This is a genomic window from Streptomyces triticirhizae, from assembly GCF_003696235.1.
GTDB classification, from domain to species: domain Bacteria; phylum Actinomycetota; class Actinomycetes; order Streptomycetales; family Streptomycetaceae; genus Streptomyces; species Streptomyces triticirhizae.
In genome coordinates this window covers 1-19,476 of the sequence record NZ_RFFJ01000001.1, presented here as the reverse complement: position 1 = coordinate 19,476, position 19,476 = coordinate 1, and the positions used below count along the sequence as shown (strand labels likewise).

18 protein-coding genes and 1 riboswitch are annotated in these 19,476 nt (G+C 71.9%); of the genes, 5 read left to right on the top strand and 13 right to left on the bottom strand.

The window, feature by feature from the left end:
* Positions 1–82: 82 nt before the first annotated feature.
* From EBN88_RS00090 to EBN88_RS00080, 3 genes are read right to left on the bottom strand one after another with little or no spacing between them, the layout of a single operon-like run.
* A complete protein-coding gene (locus EBN88_RS00090; RefSeq protein WP_233580337.1) occupies positions 83–1,837 on the bottom strand; it encodes an ABC transporter ATP-binding protein in 1,755 nt (584 codons plus the stop codon).
* Positions 1,834–3,621 (bottom strand): ABC transporter ATP-binding protein, encoded by a 1,788-nt coding sequence (locus tag EBN88_RS00085; RefSeq protein ID WP_199742200.1) that lies wholly within the window; start codon positions 3,619–3,621, stop codon positions 1,834–1,836. Before EBN88_RS00085 ends, EBN88_RS00090 begins: the two co-directional genes overlap by 4 nt.
* 58 nt (positions 3,622–3,679) lie before the next feature.
* On the bottom strand, positions 3,680–5,080 hold the full coding sequence (locus tag EBN88_RS00080; protein WP_233580336.1) for an MFS transporter: 1,401 nt from the start codon (positions 5,078–5,080) through the stop codon (positions 3,680–3,682).
* A gap of 151 nt (positions 5,081–5,231) precedes the next feature.
* Here EBN88_RS00080 and EBN88_RS00075 point away from each other — a divergent pair, with 151 nt between their 5' ends.
* Complete coding sequence (locus EBN88_RS00075) at positions 5,232–5,882, top strand: TetR/AcrR family transcriptional regulator (RefSeq protein WP_158621289.1); 651 nt, start codon at positions 5,232–5,234, stop codon at positions 5,880–5,882.
* Between the two features lie 199 nt (positions 5,883–6,081).
* Here EBN88_RS00075 and EBN88_RS31065 read toward each other — a convergent pair whose 3' ends face one another.
* Positions 6,082–6,729, bottom strand: a complete 648-nt coding sequence (locus EBN88_RS31065; RefSeq protein ID WP_199742199.1) for a SpdA protein — start codon at positions 6,727–6,729, stop codon at positions 6,082–6,084.
* Between the two features lie 696 nt (positions 6,730–7,425).
* On the opposite strand from EBN88_RS31065, the gene EBN88_RS00065 reads away from it, so the two are divergent.
* Positions 7,426–8,541, top strand: a complete 1,116-nt coding sequence (locus EBN88_RS00065) for a tyrosine-type recombinase/integrase (RefSeq protein ID WP_122181672.1) — start codon at positions 7,426–7,428, stop codon at positions 8,539–8,541.
* Here the strand turns inward: EBN88_RS00065 and EBN88_RS00060 are convergent.
* On the bottom strand, positions 8,519–9,892 hold the full coding sequence (locus tag EBN88_RS00060) for a peptidase C39 family protein (protein ID WP_122181671.1): 1,374 nt from the start codon (positions 9,890–9,892) through the stop codon (positions 8,519–8,521). The two genes, EBN88_RS00065 and EBN88_RS00060, sit on opposite strands and share 23 nt — an antisense overlap.
* Positions 9,893–10,119: 227 nt before the next feature.
* Between EBN88_RS00060 and EBN88_RS00055 the strand changes: the two genes are divergently transcribed.
* Together EBN88_RS00055 and EBN88_RS00050 are read left to right on the top strand one after the other, a co-directional pair.
* Positions 10,120–10,767, top strand: coding sequence for a uridine kinase family protein (locus EBN88_RS00055; protein ID WP_122181670.1), 648 nt, complete (start codon positions 10,120–10,122; stop codon positions 10,765–10,767).
* Positions 10,768–10,818: 51 nt separating this feature from the next.
* On the top strand, positions 10,819–12,699 hold the full coding sequence (locus EBN88_RS00050; RefSeq protein ID WP_199742198.1) for an AAA family ATPase: 1,881 nt from the start codon (positions 10,819–10,821) through the stop codon (positions 12,697–12,699).
* A gap of 56 nt (positions 12,700–12,755) precedes the next feature.
* Here the strand turns inward: EBN88_RS00050 and EBN88_RS00045 are convergent, their stop codons facing one another.
* Positions 12,756–12,995 (bottom strand): MarR family winged helix-turn-helix transcriptional regulator, encoded by a 240-nt coding sequence (locus tag EBN88_RS00045; protein WP_122181669.1) that lies wholly within the window; start codon positions 12,993–12,995, stop codon positions 12,756–12,758.
* A gap of 60 nt (positions 12,996–13,055) precedes the next feature.
* Between EBN88_RS00045 and EBN88_RS00040 the strand changes: the two genes are divergently transcribed.
* Positions 13,056–13,703 carry a nitroreductase family protein gene (locus EBN88_RS00040; RefSeq protein ID WP_122181668.1) on the top strand — a complete coding sequence of 216 codons (648 nt, stop codon included), beginning with the start codon at positions 13,056–13,058 and terminating at the stop codon, positions 13,701–13,703.
* A 70-nt stretch (positions 13,704–13,773) separates the two neighbouring features.
* Here EBN88_RS00040 and EBN88_RS00035 read toward each other — a convergent pair whose 3' ends face one another.
* From EBN88_RS00035 to EBN88_RS00005, 7 genes are all read right to left on the bottom strand, one after another.
* A complete protein-coding gene (locus tag EBN88_RS00035; protein WP_407703355.1) occupies positions 13,774–14,268 on the bottom strand; it encodes a PH domain-containing protein in 495 nt (164 codons plus the stop codon).
* Positions 14,265–15,113, bottom strand: coding sequence for an ATP phosphoribosyltransferase (gene hisG / locus EBN88_RS00030; protein ID WP_122181667.1), 849 nt, complete (start codon positions 15,111–15,113; stop codon positions 14,265–14,267). The genes EBN88_RS00035 and hisG overlap by 4 nt, the downstream gene beginning before the upstream one ends.
* 125 nt (positions 15,114–15,238) lie before the next feature.
* Positions 15,239–15,511 carry a phosphoribosyl-ATP diphosphatase gene (locus EBN88_RS00025; protein ID WP_122181666.1) on the bottom strand — a complete coding sequence of 91 codons (273 nt, stop codon included), beginning with the start codon at positions 15,509–15,511 and terminating at the stop codon, positions 15,239–15,241.
* Positions 15,512–15,524: 13 nt separating this feature from the next.
* Positions 15,525–16,031, bottom strand: a complete 507-nt coding sequence (gene ribH / locus EBN88_RS00020) for a 6,7-dimethyl-8-ribityllumazine synthase (protein WP_122181665.1) — start codon at positions 16,029–16,031, stop codon at positions 15,525–15,527.
* Positions 16,032–16,081: 50 nt separating this feature from the next.
* Complete coding sequence (locus EBN88_RS00015; protein ID WP_122181664.1) at positions 16,082–17,485, bottom strand: bifunctional 3,4-dihydroxy-2-butanone-4-phosphate synthase/GTP cyclohydrolase II; 1,404 nt, start codon at positions 17,483–17,485, stop codon at positions 16,082–16,084.
* On the bottom strand, positions 17,482–18,096 hold the full coding sequence (locus EBN88_RS00010; RefSeq protein WP_122181759.1) for a nicotinamide mononucleotide transporter family protein: 615 nt from the start codon (positions 18,094–18,096) through the stop codon (positions 17,482–17,484). Before EBN88_RS00010 ends, EBN88_RS00015 begins: the two co-directional genes overlap by 4 nt.
* A gap of 50 nt (positions 18,097–18,146) precedes the next feature.
* Complete coding sequence (locus EBN88_RS00005; protein ID WP_122181663.1) at positions 18,147–18,794, bottom strand: riboflavin synthase; 648 nt, start codon at positions 18,792–18,794, stop codon at positions 18,147–18,149.
* A gap of 363 nt (positions 18,795–19,157) precedes the next feature.
* A riboswitch (FMN riboswitch) is annotated at positions 19,158–19,288 on the bottom strand.
* Positions 19,289–19,476 lie beyond the last annotated feature (188 nt).

Sequence of the window (19,476 nt, the reverse complement as noted above, 5' to 3'; positions counted from 1 at the left end):
TTCTCTCGTGGCGCGCGCGACTGAGCACGCTTAATGGTAACGGTTTTCAAGAGCAGGTGACAGTCCGGCCTCCCGCCGAAGGTCACTCCCTCGCGGCGGGCGCGGTAAGCCGCCACCCCACCGAGCGGGTGCGTTCCTCCCAGAACGCCCGGTACCGGCCGCCCCGTTGGAGAAGCTGTTCGTGGCTCCCCTCCTCCACCACGCGACCGCCGTCCAACACCACGATCCGGTCGGCCGAGCGCACCGTGGGCAACCGGTGCGCGACCACGACCAGAGTGCGGTCAGCGCGCAGCGAGGCGAGCGCGGCCACCACGGCGGCGTCGTTGGCAGCGTCCAGGGCCGCGGTCGCCTCGTCGAGCAGCACGATCGGCGCGTCCTTCAGCAGCGCGCGGGCAATCGAGATCCGCTGGCGTTCGCCGCCGGAGAGGGCCGTGCCGCCCTCGCCGACCCGCGTCCCCCAGCCGTCGGGGAGCCGGTCCACCACCTCGGTGACGCGCGCGAGTTCGGCCGCCCCGCGCAGTTCCTCGTCACTCGCCTCCGGCCTGCTCATCCGGATGTTCTCCTCGATGGTGCCGTCGAAGAGATAGACGTCCTGGAAGACCAGCGCGATGTGGCGCATCAACTCCTCGGTGGTCAGCTGCCGCACGTCCCTGCCCCCGATCGACACCGTGCCCGCCTCCACGTCCCAGAACCGGGCGATCAGCCGCAGCACCGTGGTCTTGCCGGAGCCGGAGGGCCCCACCAGTGCCGTCATCGTGCCGGGCCGCGCCACGAGGGAGACGTCGCGCAGTACCGGCTCTCCGCCGTAGCCGAAGGTGACTCCCCTGAGTTCGACGGACGGCTCGGCCGGCCCCTCCCCCGTGGAGGAACCGCTGGTCGGGCCGGGCAGCTCCGGGGCGTCGAGGATCTCCTGGTACCGCGCCACGGCGTTGCCCGCCATGCGCACCATGGCCGCGTTCTCCACGGCCGTCATCAGGGGCTCGACCAGCCGGACTCCGAGCACCAGCAGGGCCACCAGCTCGGCCGTGGCCAGCTCACCGCCCAGGGCGAGTTGGGCGCCCGTCGCCAGCAGGGCGACGAGGAGCAGTTGGATGACGAGGTTGGTGGACAGCAGCGCGGGCGCCGCGACCACGGTGGTGGAGCGCTGGGCCGCGCTCTGTTCGGCCAGGGCCTCCTCCAGCCGGCGGTGCCCTGCGGCGGTCTGGCCGGCGGCCCGCAGGGTGGCCTGGGCCTGGGCGAACTCCACGACGCGGTTGGCCGCTTCGGTGGCGGTCGTCTTCTGCACGTCGTCAAGTCGGGCCACCAGCCGGCCGGCCCAACGACCCACGACGGCGACCAGAGGAAGCCCCACCAGGGCGACCAGCCCGAGCCGCCACTCAAGGACGAACATCGCGAGGACGAGGACCACCGGCGTGACCACCGAGGCCACCACCGGGCGCAGCAGGTGCGCCGGCACGCCCATGATGTCGACAATGCCCCGGCTGGAGAGCTGGCTCAGCTCGCCGACCCGACGCGGATCGGAGAACCAGCCCAGCGGGAGCGCGGCGACCTTGTCGCCAAGTCGGCGGAAGAGCTGCCTGGCCAGGGCCACGGAGCCGCGATAGGCGGCGATCTGGGCGCGGTAGCGGACGACGGCGTAGGACGCGAAGAGCGCGGCGACGGCGACGATCCACGGCCACGCCTCCCGTGGCCGGCCGGAGAGAACGTGCTCGCAGGCGGGGACCATGCAGGCGTAACCGATGCCGGCCAGCGCCGACTCGAATGCCAGGCTGACCACGTTCGTGCGAAGGGGGCGGGCCCCCGGCCGGTCCCCGAGGCTCAGCAGTGTTCCGATCACGATGTCCGCCCTTCGGCGAGCGCCTCCTGGGCGCCCCACAGCTCCGCGTAGAGGCCCCCTCGGGCCAGCAGCGACTGGTGGTCGCCGCGCTCCACGATCCGTCCCTCGTTCACCACGCAGATCTGGTCCACTCCGACGACCGTGCGCAGTCGGTGGGCGACGACCAGCAGGGTGCGGCCGACGGCCAGTCGGGACAGCGCGTCCTGGATGGCGGTCTCGGAGTCCGGGTCGGCGTAGGCCGTGGCCTCGTCCAGGACGACCACCGGGGTGTCGGCGAGCAGTGCCCTCGCGATGGCGACGCGCTGGGCCTCGCCTCCCGAGAGGTGTGCGTCCTCGCCGTGGACGCTGTCATAGCCGCGCGGCAGGGCCAGGACGCGCGCATGGATGTTGGCCGCCTTGGCCGCCGCGACGATCTCGTCCTCCGAGGCGTCAGGGCGGGCCATGCGGATGTTCTCCCGGATCGAGTCGCGCACCAGCCGGATGTCCTGGAGCACCATCCCCACCTGCCGGTACAGGGTGTGCTGCTCCATCTCCCGCACGTCGGCGCCGCCGAGGGTGATGCGCCCTTCGGTGGGGTCCCAGAAGCGCGCCAACAGCGAGGCCAGCGTGCTCTTTCCGGCGCCGGAGGGCCCCACCAGCGCGGTGACCGTGCCGGGCGGCAGTTCCAGGTCCACCCCGCGAATCACCTCGACGCCGTCGGAGTAGCCGAAGCGCACACCGGAGAAGCGCACCCGGGCATCGACGGGTACCGCGGGTGTGTCGGAGGGCGGCGGGAGCGTGTCGGTGCCGAGCAGCCGCTGGATGGCGCCCGCCGCGTGCCGGGCGGTGATCAGGTGCTGATAGGCGTAGTTCAGCTCGAGGAAGGGACCGGCCACGGCCACCCCCACCACGAGGAACGGCAGCGTGTCCGCCGGCTCCGCCCAGCCCGCCTGCACGAAGGCGGCGCCCGCGACCAGGGCGGCCAACAGGGTGGTGAACGGTGCCAGCGCCATCTCGGCCAGGGTCGAGCCGCGCAGCATCCCCCGCACCCAGGCCCAGAAGTCGTCCACGAACGCCTCGGTCGCCCGCACGAAGCGCGTGTGCGCCTGCCCGGTCTGCCCGAAGGTCTTGACGACGGCGATGCCGTCCACGAACTCGACGGCGGCGGCGCTCACATCGGCGATGGAGCGCTGGTAGCGCTCCATCGGCTCTCCCTGGCCGCGCATCAGGAACGCGTACTGGACGGCTCCCAGCAGGACGGGGAGCAGGGTCAGCAGCGTGAGCCTCCAGTCGGAGACGAGAAGGTAGACCAGTGCGGCGGCGGGCGCCACGACGGCGGTGGTCAGTTCGAGGTAGGCGTGGCCCACCAGGTGGTGGAGATCGGCGACATCGTCGGTCAGCGCCTTCCTGACCCGCCCCGACGACCGGTCGGTGAACCAGCCGAGAGGCACCCGGCCCAACCGCCGCGCGGCGCGGCGCCGGACGTCGAGCTGGAAGGTGGTGTCCGCCAGGTGCGTGATGGTCAGCGCGGCGCCGCTGGCGAGCAGGCGCAGCACCAGCGCCCCGGCGGCGACGGCCACCGTGGCCCACACCCGGTCCTCACGCACCGGGTCGCGCAGCAACTCGCGCGCCAGCTCCACGAGCGCGATCAGCGGCACCACCTTGGCCAGGGCACCGACCGCCTCCAACAGGCAGGCGACCAGCAGACGGGAGCGCACGGGCGCCAACAGGTCGCCCAGTGCGACCTTGCCCTGTGGGATCGCGCCGGAGCGCTCCTGACGGGCCGTCGCGTCGGGGGGTGACATGGGGAGTGACCTTTCTGGAAGGGCGGGCCGGTGCTTCCCGCCAGTGGCCGGTGGAGGATCAGGCGTTCTGGGTCTGGTTTCTCGGCGCGGGGAGTCGAGGCACGAGCAGCACCGCCAGCAGGGACGCGGCCAGAACGCCGACGCCGACGCAGGAGAAGGCCCTCGCGTAGCCGTCGGCCAGGGCGGCGACCGGGTCAGCCGTGGCGGCGTTGTCCGTGACGGTCACGGCCACGGTGGAGAGTGCCGCCAGGCCGACGCTGCCCCCGCACTGCCTGCTGGCGTTCAACAGGCCGCTCACCAGACCCGCCTCGTCGCTGGCGACCCGGGACGTGCCCATGGCGGTGTTGGCCATCACGCTCAGCCCGATGCCGACGCTGGCAACCAGCGACGGACCGAGAAAGCCGCCCAGGAAGGTCGAGTCAGGGCGCAGCGTCCCGAACCACAGCATTCCGACTCCGCCCAGGGCGAGGCCGCCGCCGATCAGCAGCCGCCCGTCGACGCGTCCGACGAGCCGTGAGGCCGCGAAACTGCCGAGAACGGCACCCCCGCAGAAGGGCAGGAACGCCACGCCCGCGGCCAGGGGGTCGTAGTCCAGCACATGCTGGAGGAAGAGCGACGCGAAGTAGAACCCCGCCACCGTGGCCGCCCCGACCAGGAGCGACAGCACGTTGGCCAACCAGACGGTGCGGCTCGCGAACACGCTCAACCGGACCAGGGGCGCGGCCGAGCGGCGCTCCCACAGCACGAAGGCCACCGCCAGCAGGGCCGCGCCGCCCAGCGTCGCGAGGGTGCGAAGGGAACCCCACGGGTGCTTCTCGGTCTCCAGCAGCCCGAAGACCAGCACGGTCATGGCCGCCGTGCCCAGCGACGCACCAGCGATGTCGAGCCGCCGGCTGCCGCCGCCGCCGGTGCGCACGGAGGACAGAGCCAACGGGAGAGCGAGCACCACCAGCGGGACGTTGACGAACATCACCCACCGCCAGTCGAGCAGGTCGGTCAACACCCCGCCGAGCAGCACCCCGAGAGCGCCGCCGGATATGGCGACCATGGTCCAGCTCCCCAGTGCTCGGCGTCGCGGGGCGCCCTCCTCGAAGGTGACCATGATCACGGTGAGGCTGATGGGAGCCAGCACGGCCGCCGCGAGCCCCTGACCGGCCCGAGCGGCGACCAGTTGCCCAGGCGTCTGAGCCAGGCCCCCGAGCAGGGAGGCCACGCCGAAGAGCGCGAGCCCGGCGATCGTCGCCCTGCGGTGACCGAAGAGGTCGGCGATGCGGCCGCCCAGAAGCAGCAGGCCGCCGAAGACCAGCGTGTAGGCGTTCACCACCCACGAGAGCCCGCCGGGAGCGAAGCCCAGGTCCCGGCCGATCTCGGGCAGGGCCACGTTGACCACGCTGATGTCCAGAACCACCATCAGCTGGCACAGGCAGACCGTGGCCAGCACCCGTCCCGGCCGCGCCACCGGTCCTCCCCGTCCCGTGTCGGACCCCGTTCTCGACTCCGCCATGCCACCTTCCCCCGCCGACGCGTACAGTGTTCGCGTAAGGTATGCCTAACTTCAGCGTGGTGGCAAGTGGCGCCGGCCCCCGGGGCACCGTGCGACGATGAGCCGCATGGCACAGCAGCGACGTCCACGGCCGGGCCTGACCACCGCGTCAGTCGTCACGGCCGGCCGGCGGGTCATCGAACGGGATGGACTGGACGCGTTGTCCATGCGCTCCGTCGCCGCCGAGCTGGGCACGGCCGCGACCTCGCTCTACCGCCATGTCGACGGACGCGAGGACCTCCTGGTGGCGATCCTCGAACAGGTGGCGAAGGGACTGCCGGTGTCCGTGCCCGGCGAGAGGCCTGGCGACCGGCTCCTGACCCGTTTCACCGAGGCCCACGACTACATGGCGCGGCACATCTGGGTGCTCCACATCCTCATCAGGGGCGAACTCGTGGCGCGCAACGCCTTCTTCTTCGCCAACGCGTGCGTCGAGGACTTCCTGGAGGCCGGGCTTCCCTCCGACGAGGCCATGTCCGCTTTCCGCTCCTGCTGGTACCTGATCATCGGCGAACTCCTCGCGGAACACCCGCTCCACCCGGTGCGCCACCCTTCCCAACGCGACCGCCTCACAGCCGAGATCACCGCCGCCCAGTTCCCCGCGCTGGCGCGCTACCGCACCGAGGTCGCCGACGGGACGCCACCTTCCGACCTGTCCCGACACGCCCTGCGCGCCCTCCTCAGCGCACTTCTTCCCGGCACCTCGCACTCCTTCTGACCCAGCGCCGGACGCCGGGGCCGCACCGCGCGCGAGCCCCTCTCGCCATAGCGGAGCATCGAGGTCGCCGGGAACAGTCCCGCCGAGACTCCCGACCGATGACGCCTGAAGACTCTCGGGCTCACGGGCCTCGGAACGCACCACTGCCATCAGGGCCCGGGATCTCCGTGCGCCAACTCCGAGTCGGGAACGAAGGGTCTCAGCCGAGATTGGCCGTTGCTGCTCCCGCCTGTGCTGAACATCCTCCGCACGTGCCCGCTCCAGCACTTCCTGTTCCAGCTGGGGGCATCTCACGCACGGAAACACGAGGCGCCGCGATCGACTGGAGCTGCCGCTTCTCGGGAACCGCAGTTGCCTTCGCCGTCCGAGGCAGGTTACTTGCAGACGAGGGACCCGGTTCTCTCTCGCTTCTGGCGAAGCTCGGCTGGTCGACGGACGCCACCGACCCGGACGCCCTTGCCGTGGCGGCGATGGCCTGGAGCAGACCAGGTCCCACCTCGGCCCAGCCCATCAGCAGCAGCTGACCGACGGCGTCGAAGGCAGCCTTGCCGTAGTTGCCGGCCAGCACCGGCTCCGCCACGTTCAGCGCCAACGTCATCACGCTGGCCAGCACCAACAGGCGCCGCGCGGGGCGGATCTGCTCCTTCGGCGCGCCGTTCATCGCCAAGTAGCGCACCCCGAGCAGCAGTCCGAGGACCGACAGGTCCACGGCCGGTGCGACCAACGGGGCGACATGCGCCGGCACCCCCAGCCGCAGCCCCAGTGCCAGCACGTTCCCGAAGCCGAACAGAAACGTCAGGCCGATCACGGCGCCCATGATCCCGGTGACCGCACGCTCGATCGCCACATGGCCTGCTGCCGGCCCCTGGCTGGGCAACGAGGGAGGCGCCATCATCGCCTCCCGAGTACAACCGCAGGCTCGAATCGCCCTTCGATCACCAGCCGGCCCGCGAGAACCCGCTGGTCGGCCGTACGACCATCGGCGAGGTGCCCCGCCGGGGGCACGAACCGGCGAGAGCACTGAGGACGCCGCCGGAAGCTCCTTGCGTGGAGCCACCTCGGACAGGCGAGCTTCACACCCGGAGCAGCAACTCCCTGAGAGATCACCGAGAACCACCCCGCCGGGACGACCGCTCTGCCTCTTCTCTGCAAAGACGCAGGTCATGGCACAGAACGAGCGGTTGGGGTTTCGGTTCAAGTCCCCCTCGGACACATTCACCACGCCGGGCTCGCCGGAGAGGGCCCAGGTGATGCCTACCTCCCTCGTATCGGCATCGGGTGCTGCGCGGTACAAGTCCAGGCCTTCCACGGCTGCCGCACCAGCCGCCCCCATACATGGGCCCCCACCAGGTCACGGCTGGACTTCCCCTCCGGTGTCGTCCTGCCGTCGACCTTCCGCACCTCAGTGAATCAACCTCATGAGAGCAAAACGTGTGCCCTCATCTATCTCCGGCGACTTGGCCACACCGCGAACCAGAGCTACAACAGGACCCGCTCGACAAACCCGTCGAACGAACGTAGTCAGACGTGGGCGGAATCCTGGATGGCAACCATCATTGACAAAGGCGCCTCCTCGCCGGGGAGGCGGTGGCTCGTGCGTTACCGCGAGCCAGGAGGGCGAAGTGCGCGCCAGCGCGAGAAGTCGTTCGCCCGCCGGAAAGACGCCGCCGATTTCGCGACCAAGGTGGAGCACGACAAGCGCTCCTTCACTTATGCCGATCCCCATGCGGGCAACAAGCCGCTCCACGTCTTTGTCGACGAATGGTTGGACGCGCTTCACCACGTGACCGATGGCACGTGGGAGAGCTATGAGCGCATCTGGCGACTCCACGTGCTCCCCCATCTCGGCCGAAGGACGTTGGGCCAGGTCAGCATGACGGACGTGGAGAGGCTCTTCGCGACATGGAGCAGCGGCGGGGCGCCACGCAACACGATCGAGTCGCGGCGGATCGCGGTCTCGTCGGCCTTCACCTACGCCGTCCGCCACAAACTCGTCCCACTCAATCCCGTGAGGGGCGCGGAACTCCCGGGCCGCTCGGTGACGGCGATCGACGAGCACGCTCTGCCGTCCATGGAGGAAGTGCAAGCGATTGCCGAATCAATCGGCTCTCGACTCGAACCGGCGATATGGCTGATGGCCTGTTGCGGACTTCGCATAGGCGAGGTGCTGGGACTACACGAGACAGATTTCCACGGCAACACAGTTCGCCTCAGGCGTCAGGTGACACGCACCAAAGCCCGAGACGGAATTTATGTCGTTCGCTACGCGCCACTCAAACACCGTAGCGAGGGGGAATGGCGGGATGTCCCTCTTCCGGAATCCATCGCGCCGTTCGCTCAATGCTTTCCGATCCTCACCGAAAAGGGAACAATCCCCTACCCGGATCTCCTGAGGCGGTCCTGGAACCGGGCCATCAAACGCTTGGGCCTCCCCCACTACACGCCACACGATCTGCGACATCTGTGGGCGACCATGACCCTGACCAGGAATGTCTCCCTCCACGAGGTTTCTCGTTGGTTGGGACATCGCTCGATCAAGGTCACGGTCGACCGCTACGGACATCTGACACGGGACGGTCACCAGCGGTGCCGCGAGGTGGTGGAGGCCCTCTGTGCCCCCTTCGTGGGGCCCGCGCTCAGCGGAGCCCCAGTCGCCTGAGGACGCGGTGCTGACGTGGTGCTGGGTTCGCCGGGAAGTACAGGTAGCAGACGCCACCTGTACCGCTTCTGACCTGGCCGTTCTCGTCGTAACGCTGGGTCCGCAGCCAGATGTTCTCGAACTGGCGCCTGCGGTAGACGCGGCGGACCGTCGAGTTGTCGCTGCTGGCCGGGTCGTTGGCGATGACGTCGCCGTCCTCGGTGAAGCCGACCACGGTCATCAGGTGACCGGAGGTGCCGTAGCCGGCGCCGTCGAGTTCGGCCTCGTAGAAGGACTGGGACGTGATCAACGGGATGCCGGCGGCGATGAGTTCCTCGGCCTCGTCCAGCGAGGCGATCCGGGTGACGATCCCCTCCAGGTCAGGGTAGGTCGCCGCGTAGGCCGCGTTGAACGGCCAGTTGCCGCAGCCGTCGTACTGGTAGTCGAAGGTGAAGCGGGCCGCGTGGCAGACCTGGGGGTCGTCGTAGTCGGGGTTGACCCAGGCCAGGTCCTCGGGGGTGGGGGCGCGCCCCCAGGACTCGATGATCATCTGCGAGGAGGTCGGGCTGCACCAGGCCTCGCCGCCGTTGTCGTACTCGGGGTAGCGGCCGACGTGGATGTTCTGCGAGTACGTCGGGACGTCCAGCTCGATCCCGCTGGCCACCCCGGGGCTGCTGGCGGGGACCTCGAAGCGGGCCGGAACGTCGGAGGTCATCGCGCCGATCCGCCACACGGTGGGGGTGGCGTCGCCGCCGGCGGCGCGGTGCAGGGTCAGCCGCAGCTGGTAGGCGACGAAGCGGGGCCCCGTCTCGGTGTCGTCGATGGCCAGCGTGTCGGTCCAGACGGTGGACCTGCCGTCCTCCTGGCCGTCCACGGAGGTGCGGTGGATGTCCTCGTCGCCGGAGGCCCAGACGCCGAGCGTGTACCAGGGGGTCTGGGTGCCGTCGGAGTAGTCGGCCCGCACCTCGATCCTCACGAAGGTGCCGGCCGGGGTGTCCGCGTTCCAGGAGGCGATCAGCTCGCCGCCGGGCGTGGCGGGCGCGTGGCTCGGCGAGACCCAGGTGGCGTACTCGTAGGTGGCGGTCGTGCCCAGGTGGGGGTCGGTGTAGTCGACGGTGCCGGCCGGCGCGTCGATACGGACGCCCGGCCGGGCGCCGGCGACGACGGCGACGCCGTCGGCGGTGCCGGCCCGCCAGTCCGCCGCCGAGGTCCAGGCGTGGTACTCGATGGTGGAGTCGGCGCGCGGCCGGCCCGGGCCGGCGGAACGGCCGGTACCCGTGGCCAGGGCGGTGGGGGCGGCGGAGAGCGCGGTCGCGGTGCCCACGGCCGCCACGGCGGCGGCCAGTACGGTGCGTCGAGGGGTGCTGGTCACGTGATGGTCTCCCGGTGTGGTCAGCGAAACGCCTCGCCCGGCGGCGAGACGGCACGGGCGCGAGTGCGTACCACTATCCCGACTCGGGGCCCTGACGACCAGTAAGGCCAGGCCATGGACGGCCACCAATATTGGTGTCGACCTGTGGCGATCCCCGGCGCCCCGTCCCCGCGCGGGGCACCCGGCGGCCGTCCGGGGCGGTCCGCCGTGGCGCTAACCTGGCCGCGATGATCTTCGACGGCGGGGTGGACGGCGGGGCCGGCGGCGGAACGGGCGGCGGCGGAACGGGCGACGCGACCGGCGGCGGAACGGGCGGCGCCGTCGAGGCGTTGGCGGCGCGGCTGCCGTCGCTGTCGCCCTCGGTCGGCCCGGTGCGGCTGGTGGGCGTGGACGGGCACGCGGGCTCGGGCAAGTCGACGCTGGCGCGCCGCCTGGCCGCCGCGCTGCCCGGCACCCCGGTGCTCCACCTGGACGACCTGGCCAGCCATGACGCGTTCTTCGGCTGGACGGACACCTTCCTGACCCAAGTGGTGGCCCCGCTGGCGCGCGGGGAGGTCGCGCACCACCCGGTCTACGACTGGACCCGGCGCGCGTTCATCGCGAGCGCGCCGCTTGAGCCCGCGCCCGTGGTGTTGGTGGAGGGGGTGGGCGCGGGCAGACGCGCGGTGCGCCCCCATCTCGCGCTGCTGATCTGGCTGGAGGTGCCGCCCGAAGTCGCCTGGCGCAGGGGGCGGTTGCGGGACGGTCCGGCGCTCGCCTCGTTCTGGGACGCGTGGGAACGAGCCGAGTTGCGCCATTTTGCCGATGACCCGTCAAGACCCTTTGCGGATATCCTGATGACTTCAGGGGGAGACAGTCACCATGCCTGCGAATGAGGTCCACCGGATGCCAAGGGCGGGCGAGGGCACCCGCGTTGTGAGGAGTTCATGACTGCTGGCGATCCCGCTTCCCCGGTGCCGGCCCCGATGGCGGATCTGGCGTGGCTGCGCGGCGTCGACGCCTACACGGCCGCCGCCTACCCCGAGGCCGAGGAGGAGTTCCGCGCGGCGGTGCGGGAGGACCCCGGGATGGCCGACGCCTGGCTGGGGCTGCACGCGCTGCGCTGTGACGTGCCGACGGCGTTACGTCAGATGTACCGCAACCGCGCCAGGTTCGGCGAACAACGGGAGCGCCACGGGCGGCCGTTGAGTTCCTGGTACTGGCTGGGCTGGTGGGTCCAGCCGGTGTTGGAGAGCGAACGTGACCTGATACTGGCGCACGCCTCGCAGTTGCTGGACGGCCGGCGGATGACCGAGCTGGACCGGGCGCTGGCGGAGTGCCCGGCCCCGGAGTCCGATCCCTACGCGCGTTTCCTGCACGCCTGCCGCTGCTATCTCTCCAAGGACTGGGAGGGACTGTTCCGTTACACCTCCACCCTCACCGAGGACCCCCAACTCGGCGTGGAGGCGGGGCTGTTCGCGGGGATAGCGCGGGTGCGGCTGGAGATGTTCGACCAGGCGGAGCCGCTGCTGACGGCGGCGTTGATGCGCTGCCGCAGCGAGCATCCGCAGCGCAAGGAGCTGCGCTACTGGCTGGCGCGGGCCAGGGAGGGCAGCGGGCGCGGGGCCGCCGCGATCCCGCTGTACCGGGCGGTGCAGCACGCGGACCCGGACTTCATGGACACGTCGGTGCGGCTGACGGCGTTGACCACGGACGAGTCGGAGGGGCTGCTGCTCGGCGGGTTCGGGGACCGGGTCGACGAGCCGTCGGCGGTGCCGGCCGGCGGGGTCGGCGAGCCGCCCTTCCCCGACCTGCGGGTGCCCTCGCCCGCGCCCCCGGCCGGCGGCGGCGGCGAACGCCCGGGCGAGCGGGGCACGTCGCTGTTCGGCGCCGGGTCGGCTGGCCAGGACGCGGGGCCGCCGCCGGTGCCCGACCAGGCGTTGCTGGCGCGGACGTTGGGCGAGCTGGACCGGATGGTGGGCCTGGAGCCGGTGAAGGAGCAGGTGCGCGCGATGTCGGCGCAGCTGCGGATGGCCCGGCTGCGCTCGGGCCAGGGGCTTCCGGTGCAGCCGCCGAAGCGGCACTTCGTCTTCTCCGGTCCCTCGGGCACCGGCAAGACGACGGTGGCGCGCATCCTGGGGCGGGTCTTCCACGCGCTGGGGGTGCTGGCCAACGACCGGCTGGTGGAGGCGCAACGGGCCGATCTGGTCGGGGAGTTCCTCGGGCAGACGGCGGTGAAGGCCAACCGGCTGATCGACTCGGCGCTGGGCGGGGTGCTGTTCGTGGACGAGGCGTACAGCCTGGTGCACTCCGGCTACAGCAAGGGCGACGCCTATGGCGACGAGGCGCTCCAGGTGTTACTCAAGCGGGCGGAGGACAGCAGGGAGCACCTGGTGGTGATCCTGGCCGGCTATCCGGAGGGAATGGACCGGCTGTTGGCGGCCAATCCCGGCCTGGGCTCCCGGTTCGCCGCCCGGGTCGAGTTCCCCAGCTACCGACCGAACGAACTCACCGCCATCGGCGAGCTGTTGGCCGCCGAGCACGGCGACTCCTGGGACCCGGAGGCGCTGGAGGAGCTGCGCAGCATCAGCGAGCACGTGGTGGCCGAGGGCTGGATCGACGAGTTGGGCAACGGGCGCTTCCTGCGCACGCTCTACGAGTCCAGCTGCGCGTTCCGCGATGTGCGGCTGGCGGAGTCGGGCACCTCGCCGACCCGTCAGGAGTTGTCCACACTGCGATTGTCGGACCTGATGCTGGCCTATGGCGAGGTGCTGGCCGGCCGGGGCCGCACCCTGCCGACGGACGACGAACTGCCGCCGCTGACCTGAGCGTTGGCGGCGCGGCGTGCGCTGACGGTCCGTCAAGGCCCGCCGGGATCACCACCTCACAGCAACCGCCCGAGGAGCGTGGCGAGTTGGGCGCGCTCCTCGGCGGTCAGCGGCGCCAGGACGTTCTCCAGCAGGGCGGGCACGCCGCGTTCGGCGGCGGCCAGCCGCTCGACGCCCGCATCGGTGAGGGTGACGGCGTAGGCGCGACGGTCGCCCGTGGCGCGTTCGCGGCGGACCAGGCCGGCGGCCTCCAGGCCGTCGCAGAGGCCGACCATCACGGAGCGCTCGCCGATCATCTGCTTACAAACTATCGGCGGGCCGACGGTATGCCGGCGTGCCGAGCGAGGAGACCTTCGGTGACGCTGCCCCGCACCCCCGACGAACTGCTCTCCACCACCCGCGCCGTGCGCCGGCGCCTCGACCTGGACCGCCCGGTGCCCCGCCGTCTGATCGAGGAGTGCGTGGACCTGGCCACCCAGGCGCCGACCGGGCGCAACCGGCAGCGCTGGCACTTCCTGGTGGTCACCGAGGCCGCGCGACGGCGGGTCGTCGGCGACCTGCTCCGCCGCGCGCTGCTGACCGGCGGCGGACGCGGGCCGACCGAACGGGACCTGCGCCGGATGTACGCCCACCCCGGCTCCATGGAGAAGGTCTCCGATGGCGTGCGGCATCTGTACGACAACATCCACCGGGTGCCGGCGTTCGTCATCCCCGCCGTGGAGGGCCGCACGGACCGCGCCTCGGTGCTGGAGCAGTCGATGACCTGGGGCTCGATCCTGCCGGCGGTCTGGTCGTTCATGCTGGCCGCCCGCGCCCGTGGGCTGGGCACGGTGTGGACCACGGCCCAGGGCGCCGTGGAGCGCGAGGTGGCCGAGGTGCTGGGCGTGCCGCACCGGGAGGTGATGCTGGCGGCGTTCGTCCCGTTGGCGTTCACGCTCGGGACCGACTTCCGCCCGGCCCGCCGGGTGCCCAGGGACGAGGTGCCGCACTGGGAACGCTGGTGAACGGCCGCCCCCGCCCGGCCCCTTGACGGGTTCGTCGACCCGTTCGTCAGCGGTCGTCGGCGGTCGGTCGTCAGCGGTCGTCGCGGGCGGAGCCGAGCGACTCGGCCAGGGAGCGCAGGGTGCGCGCGTCGGCCAGGGAACGCTCGCGGGAGACGCCCGGCTGGATGGCCATCACCGGGAGCACGGTGCCGTCAGCGAGGTCGAGGGTGACCCACGGGTCGCCGGGGCGCAGGGTGACCCGCACGATCTCCTGCCACGCGAGCCGGCGCACGGTGGTCAGGTTCACCACCGTGACGCCGTCGGCGTCGGCGCTGACCCGGGGGCGGGCCAGCAGCGCCAGCACCGCCAGGACCAGCAGCCCGCTGCCGACGATCGCGAGCCGGTCGCCGAGGCCCCAGCTGACCGCGCCGCCGGCCGGCAGCAGCACCGCGATCAGGGTCAGCACCCCGACGACGGTCACCCCGGCGACGAGCAGCACCACCCGGGTCAGGGTGGGGCGGAGCGTCAACGGGAGGGTCGGCTCGTCGGTCGGCGCGCCGGCCGGCTCGTTGGCGGTCACGGTCACAGCCGCGCGGCGTGGATGCCGGTGGTGAGGATCGCGCGGGCGCCCAGCTCGTACAGCTCGTCCATCACCCGCTGAGCGTCCTGCACCGGAACCATGGAACGGACGGCGGCCCAGCCCTGGTCGTGCAGCGGGGAGACCGTCGGGGACTCCAGCCCTGGGGTGAGGGCGACGGCCTTCTCGACCAGTTCGGTCCTGATGTCGTAGTCCATCATCACGTAGCGGCGGGCGACCAGGACGCCCTGGAGGCGGCGGAGGAACTGCCGCACCTTGGCCTCCTGTTCGGTGTCGCCCCGGCGGCGGATGACCACCGACTCGGACTCCAGGATCGGCTCGCCGATGATCGACAGGCCCGCGTTCCGCAGGGTGGTGCCGGTCTCCACCACGTCGGCGATCACCTCGGCCACGCCCAGCTGGATGGCGGTCTCCACCGCGCCGTCCAGGTGCACCACGGACGCCTCGACGCCGTGCTCGGCGAGGTGCGCGCTGACCACCCCGGCGAAGGAGGTGGCCACCGTCAGCCCGTCGAACTCCCGGACGTCGCTCACCGTTCCGGGCGTGGTGGCGTAGCGGAGCGTGGAGGCCGCGAAGCCGAGCTTCATGATCTCCTCGGCCTCGGCGCCGGAGTCCAGCAGCAGGTCCCGGCCGGTGATCCCGAGGTCGAGCCGCCCGAGCCCCACGTAGACGGCGATGTCGCGGGGGCGCAGATAGAAGAACTCGACCTGGTTCTCGACGTCGATCAGCACCAGTTCCTTGCGGTCCTTGCGCTGCCGGTACCCGGCCTCATGGAGCATGGCCGCCGCAGGCTCGGCGAGAGAACCCTTGTTGGGGACGGCGATGCGCAGCATGAGTGAGCTTTCCTTCGGTGATCGGTGTGGCGGTCGGAACAGGCCGAACGGGGCTGAACAGTGCTGAACAGGGGGAACGGGCAGGGTCGGTCGTCGGTCGAAGGTGGGCGGTCGGAAGTGGTCGGTCAGAGGTGGGCGTAGACGTCCGAGAGGGAGATGCCCCGGGCCACCATCATCACCTGGAGGTGGTAGAGCAGCTGGGAGATCTCCTCGGCCGTCCGCTCGGCGCTCTCGTGCTCGGCGGCCATCCACACCTCGGCGGCCTCCTCGACGACCTTCTTGCCGATGGTATGGACCCCCGCCCCGACCAGCTCGGCGGTGCGCGAGGTGGAGGGGTCGCCAGTGGCGGCCTTCTGCTGTAGCTCGGCGAAGAGCTGGTCGAAAGTCTTGTTGGCCATGGTGACCCTCAGCCTACGGCGTGGGCGGCACCGGCCAGCGCCCGGGTTCCACGGCGGCCCGCAGCACGGCGGCGGTGGCGACGGCGGCCGAGACGGCCTCGTGCCCCTTGTCCTCCGTGGAACCCTCGAGACCGGCGCGGTCCAGGGCCTGCTCCTCGGTGTCGCAGGTCAGCACGCCGAAGCCGACGGGCACGCCGGTGTCCACGCTCACCCGGGTCAGCCCCTCGGTCACCCCCTGGCAGACATACTCGAAGTGCGGGGTGCCGCCCCTGATGACCACCCCGAGCGCCACCACGGCGTCCATGCCCTGCCGGGCCAACACCCCGGCGGCGACCGGGAGTTCGAAGCTGCCGGGGACCCGGATCACGGTGTGCCCGGTGACGCCGAACTCCGCTAGGGCGCGCTGGGCCCCGTCCAGCAGGCCGTCCATCACCCTGCGGTGCCACTGGGCGGCGACGACGGCGACCCGCAGGTCGGTGGCGTCGGAGATGGTCACCTCGGGGGCGCCCGTTCCGCTCACGACTCACTCCTCACATGTTCGAACTGGTGCGACTGCCACTGGTGAAACTGTCACAGAACGTCAGGTTTTGCGTACCCAAGGTAACGCGGCTGCTGGTCCGCGTGGGCCGACGCCGGCGCCGCGTCCAGCCAGGGCAGGTCGTGGCCCATCCGGTCGCGCTTGGTGCGCAGATAGCGCAGGTTGTGCTCGCCCGGCGAAACGGGCAGCGGCAGGCGCTCGTTGACCTTCATGCCGAGGCCGCCCAGCGCCTCGGCCTTGGCGGGGTTGTTGGTGATCAACCGCACCGAGCGCACGCCGAGGTCGGCGAGGATGCCGGCGCCGACGGCGTAGTCGCGGGCGTCGGCCGGCAGGCCGAGGTCCAGGTTGGCGTCGAGGGTGTCCCGGCCGCGTTCCTGGAGTTCGTAGGCCCGCAGCTTGGAGAGCAGGCCGATGCCGCGCCCCTCGTGGCCGCGCAGGTAGACCACCACGCCCCGGCCCTCCTCGGCGACGCGCTCCAGGGACGCGGTCAGCTGGGGGCCGCAGTCGCAGCGCTGGGAGCCGAAGACGTCCCCGGTCAGGCACTCGGAGTGCACCCGCACCAGCACGTCCTCGCCGTCCCCGAGGTCGCCGGCGACGAGCGCCACATGCTCCACGCCGTCGGCCACCGAGCGGTAGCCGTGCGCGCGGAACGTGCCGTGCGCGGTGGGCAGCGAGGTGACCGCCTCCCGGACCACCTCGGCCACGGGCGGCGCCTCCTCGGTCTCCTCGCGGGCGGCGCGGTAGGCCACCAGGTCGGCGATGGAGACCAGGGTCAGGCCGTGGCGCCGGGCGAAGGAACGCAGCGCGGGCAGCCGCAGCATCCGGCCGTCCTCGCCGGCGATCTCCACCACCACGGCGGCGGGCCGCAGCCCGGCGAGGGTGGCCAGATCGACGCCGGCCTCGGTGTGCCCGGGGCGGATCAACACCCCGCCGGCGCGGGCGCGCAGCGGGAAGACGTGGCCGGGGCGGGAGAAGTCGGCCGCCCGGGCCGTGGGGTCGGCCAGCAGCCGGATGGTCGCGGCGCGGTCGGCGGCGGAGATCCCGGTGGTGACGCCGTGCTCGGGGCCGGCGTCGACCGAGACGGTGAACGCCGTCGCCATCGACTCGGTGTTCTTCTCCACCATCTGCGGCAGTTCCAGCCGGTCCAGCTCCTCGGCGGCCATGGGCACGCAGATCAGGCCCCGGCACTCGCTCATCATGAACGCGATCGTCTCGGGCGTCACCAGCTCGGCGGCCAGCACCAGGTCGCCCTCGTTCTCCCGGTCGGCGTCGTCCACGACGACCACGGGGCGCCCCAGCGCGATGTCGGCGATCGCGCGCTCGATCGGGTCGAGCGCGGTGTCCGCGTCGGTGGGGGCCCCGGCCGCGTGGGGCCCCGCGTCGGCGAGCGCCCCGAGGCCCCGGGGCTCGCTCGCGGCGGGTTCGGTGAAGGTCATGCCGGGGCTCCTTCCAGCCGCTCGGCCGCGGGGTCGGGCGCGCGGCGCGCGGCGGAGCGCTGCCACCAGTCCCGCATCCCCCACAGCACGAGGAAGAGGTAGATGACGTAGACCAGCCCGGAGAACGGCAGGTCGCTGCTGAACGCGAGCGGCACCCCGACCAGGTCCACCAGCAGCCAGGCGATCCAGAACTCCACCAGGCCCCTGGCCTGCGCCACCATGGCGACCAGGGTGCCGACGAAGATGTACGCGTCGGGCCAGGGGTTCCAGGACAGCTCGGGGTAGGCGGTGAAGAGGCCGCCCACCAGCAGCGTTCCCACGACCGCGCCGGCGGCCAGCGCGCCGCGCTCCCGCCAGCTGGCGAAGCGGACGGCGATCTTCTGCCCGTCGCCGCTGTTCTGCCGGCCGACGGTCCACTGCCGCCAGCCCCACAGCGCGGCGGTCATCACCAGCAGCTGCTTGCCGACGCCGCCGCCGAGGTCGGCGGCGCTGTAGGCGGCCACCAGGATCAGCCCGGAGAGCAGCTGCACGGGCCAGGTGAGGAGGGAACGGCGCCAGCCCAGGGCCAGCGCGGCCAGCCCGGCGAGGTTGCCGACCATGTCGGACCACATCACCGGCTGGTTGAACGCCTCGAACGCCGTCGCGTTCAACTGGTCGAGGTTCACCGGACGTTCACTCCCTCGAAGAGCGCGCCCTCAGGCCGCCCGGACGGAACCTGGGCGCCGTGCGCCAGCAGCCGCTCGACGTGCTTGGCCAGCAGGTCGACCTCCAGGTTGACCAGGTCGCCCGGCTGCCGGCGACCCAGCGTGGTCAGGTCGAGCGTGGTGGGGATCAGGCCGACCGAGAACCGGTCGGAGCCGGCCTCGACCACTGTGAGGCTGACGCCGTCGACGGCGATGGAGCCCTTCTCCACGACATAGCGCGCGAGTTGGGGCGGCAGGGTGAAGGTGACCGTCTCCCAGCGTTCGCCCGGCTCCCTGGCCAGCACCTCGGCGGTGCCGTCCACGTGCCCCTGCACGAGGTGGCCCCCGAGCCGGCCGCCGAGCGCCATCGGGCGCTCCAGGTTGACGACGTCGCCCGGGGCCAGCGTGGCGATGTTGGAACGGCGGAGCGTCTCGGCCATCACATCGGCGGTGAAGCCCTCGCCGTCGAACTCCACCACGGTCAGGCAGGTGCCGTTGACGGCGATGGAGGAGCCGTGCGCGGCGTCCTCGACCACGGTCGAGGCGCGCAGCCGCAGACGGGCGGAGTCGCCGAGCCGTTCGACGGCGACGACCCGGCCCAGCTCCTCGACGATTCCGGTGAACATTCAGGACTCCTCGGTGCTGCGAAGGGCGACGGGCTGCGGGGCACGGAGCGACCGCCACGCGGGGACGGTCGGGCGCCGGCAGGAGCAACACCGGGGGGAGAGCGCTGATTCCACGGCGGTCCCCGGACGGCTCGGGGACGGCACGGGACGCGCTCCGGCGTGGCCGCCGGAGCGAGCACGACCGCCGGAGCGAGGGGGCGCGAACGAGAGGGCCACCGGGTCTCCTGCCTACATCGGGCACGACTCCGGGGCGTCCATCACACATCAGGACCGACGGGAACGGTGGCCCGCCGCCGGCCCGAACGCGCCGGCCACCCGAGAGTGGCCCGACGACGGGGCGAAACGGCACACACACCGCGTCCGCCGCGCACTGCCTCCCATCCGGACTTTCACCGTCGGTCCAGGAATTCCACCTGGTCAACCGGCCGCTGGCTGCGGACGGGTCGCGGACTATAACCGCCGGTTCGGAGTTTCACCGACCCCGGAGTGCGCTACGTCACTGGTACCCCACCAGTCTGCCACGCGATCCGCCGGACCACGCGGGGCTGTGTCCCGCCTCACACCCGACGCCCTGGCGGGCGTCCGGCGACGGGCCGCGCTTCGCGCGAGCGACGGTTTGCCGGCGGCCGGCGCCACGCGCGGCCGCCTGCGGCGGGGGCGTTGGCGTCCCCGGCGGCGGCGG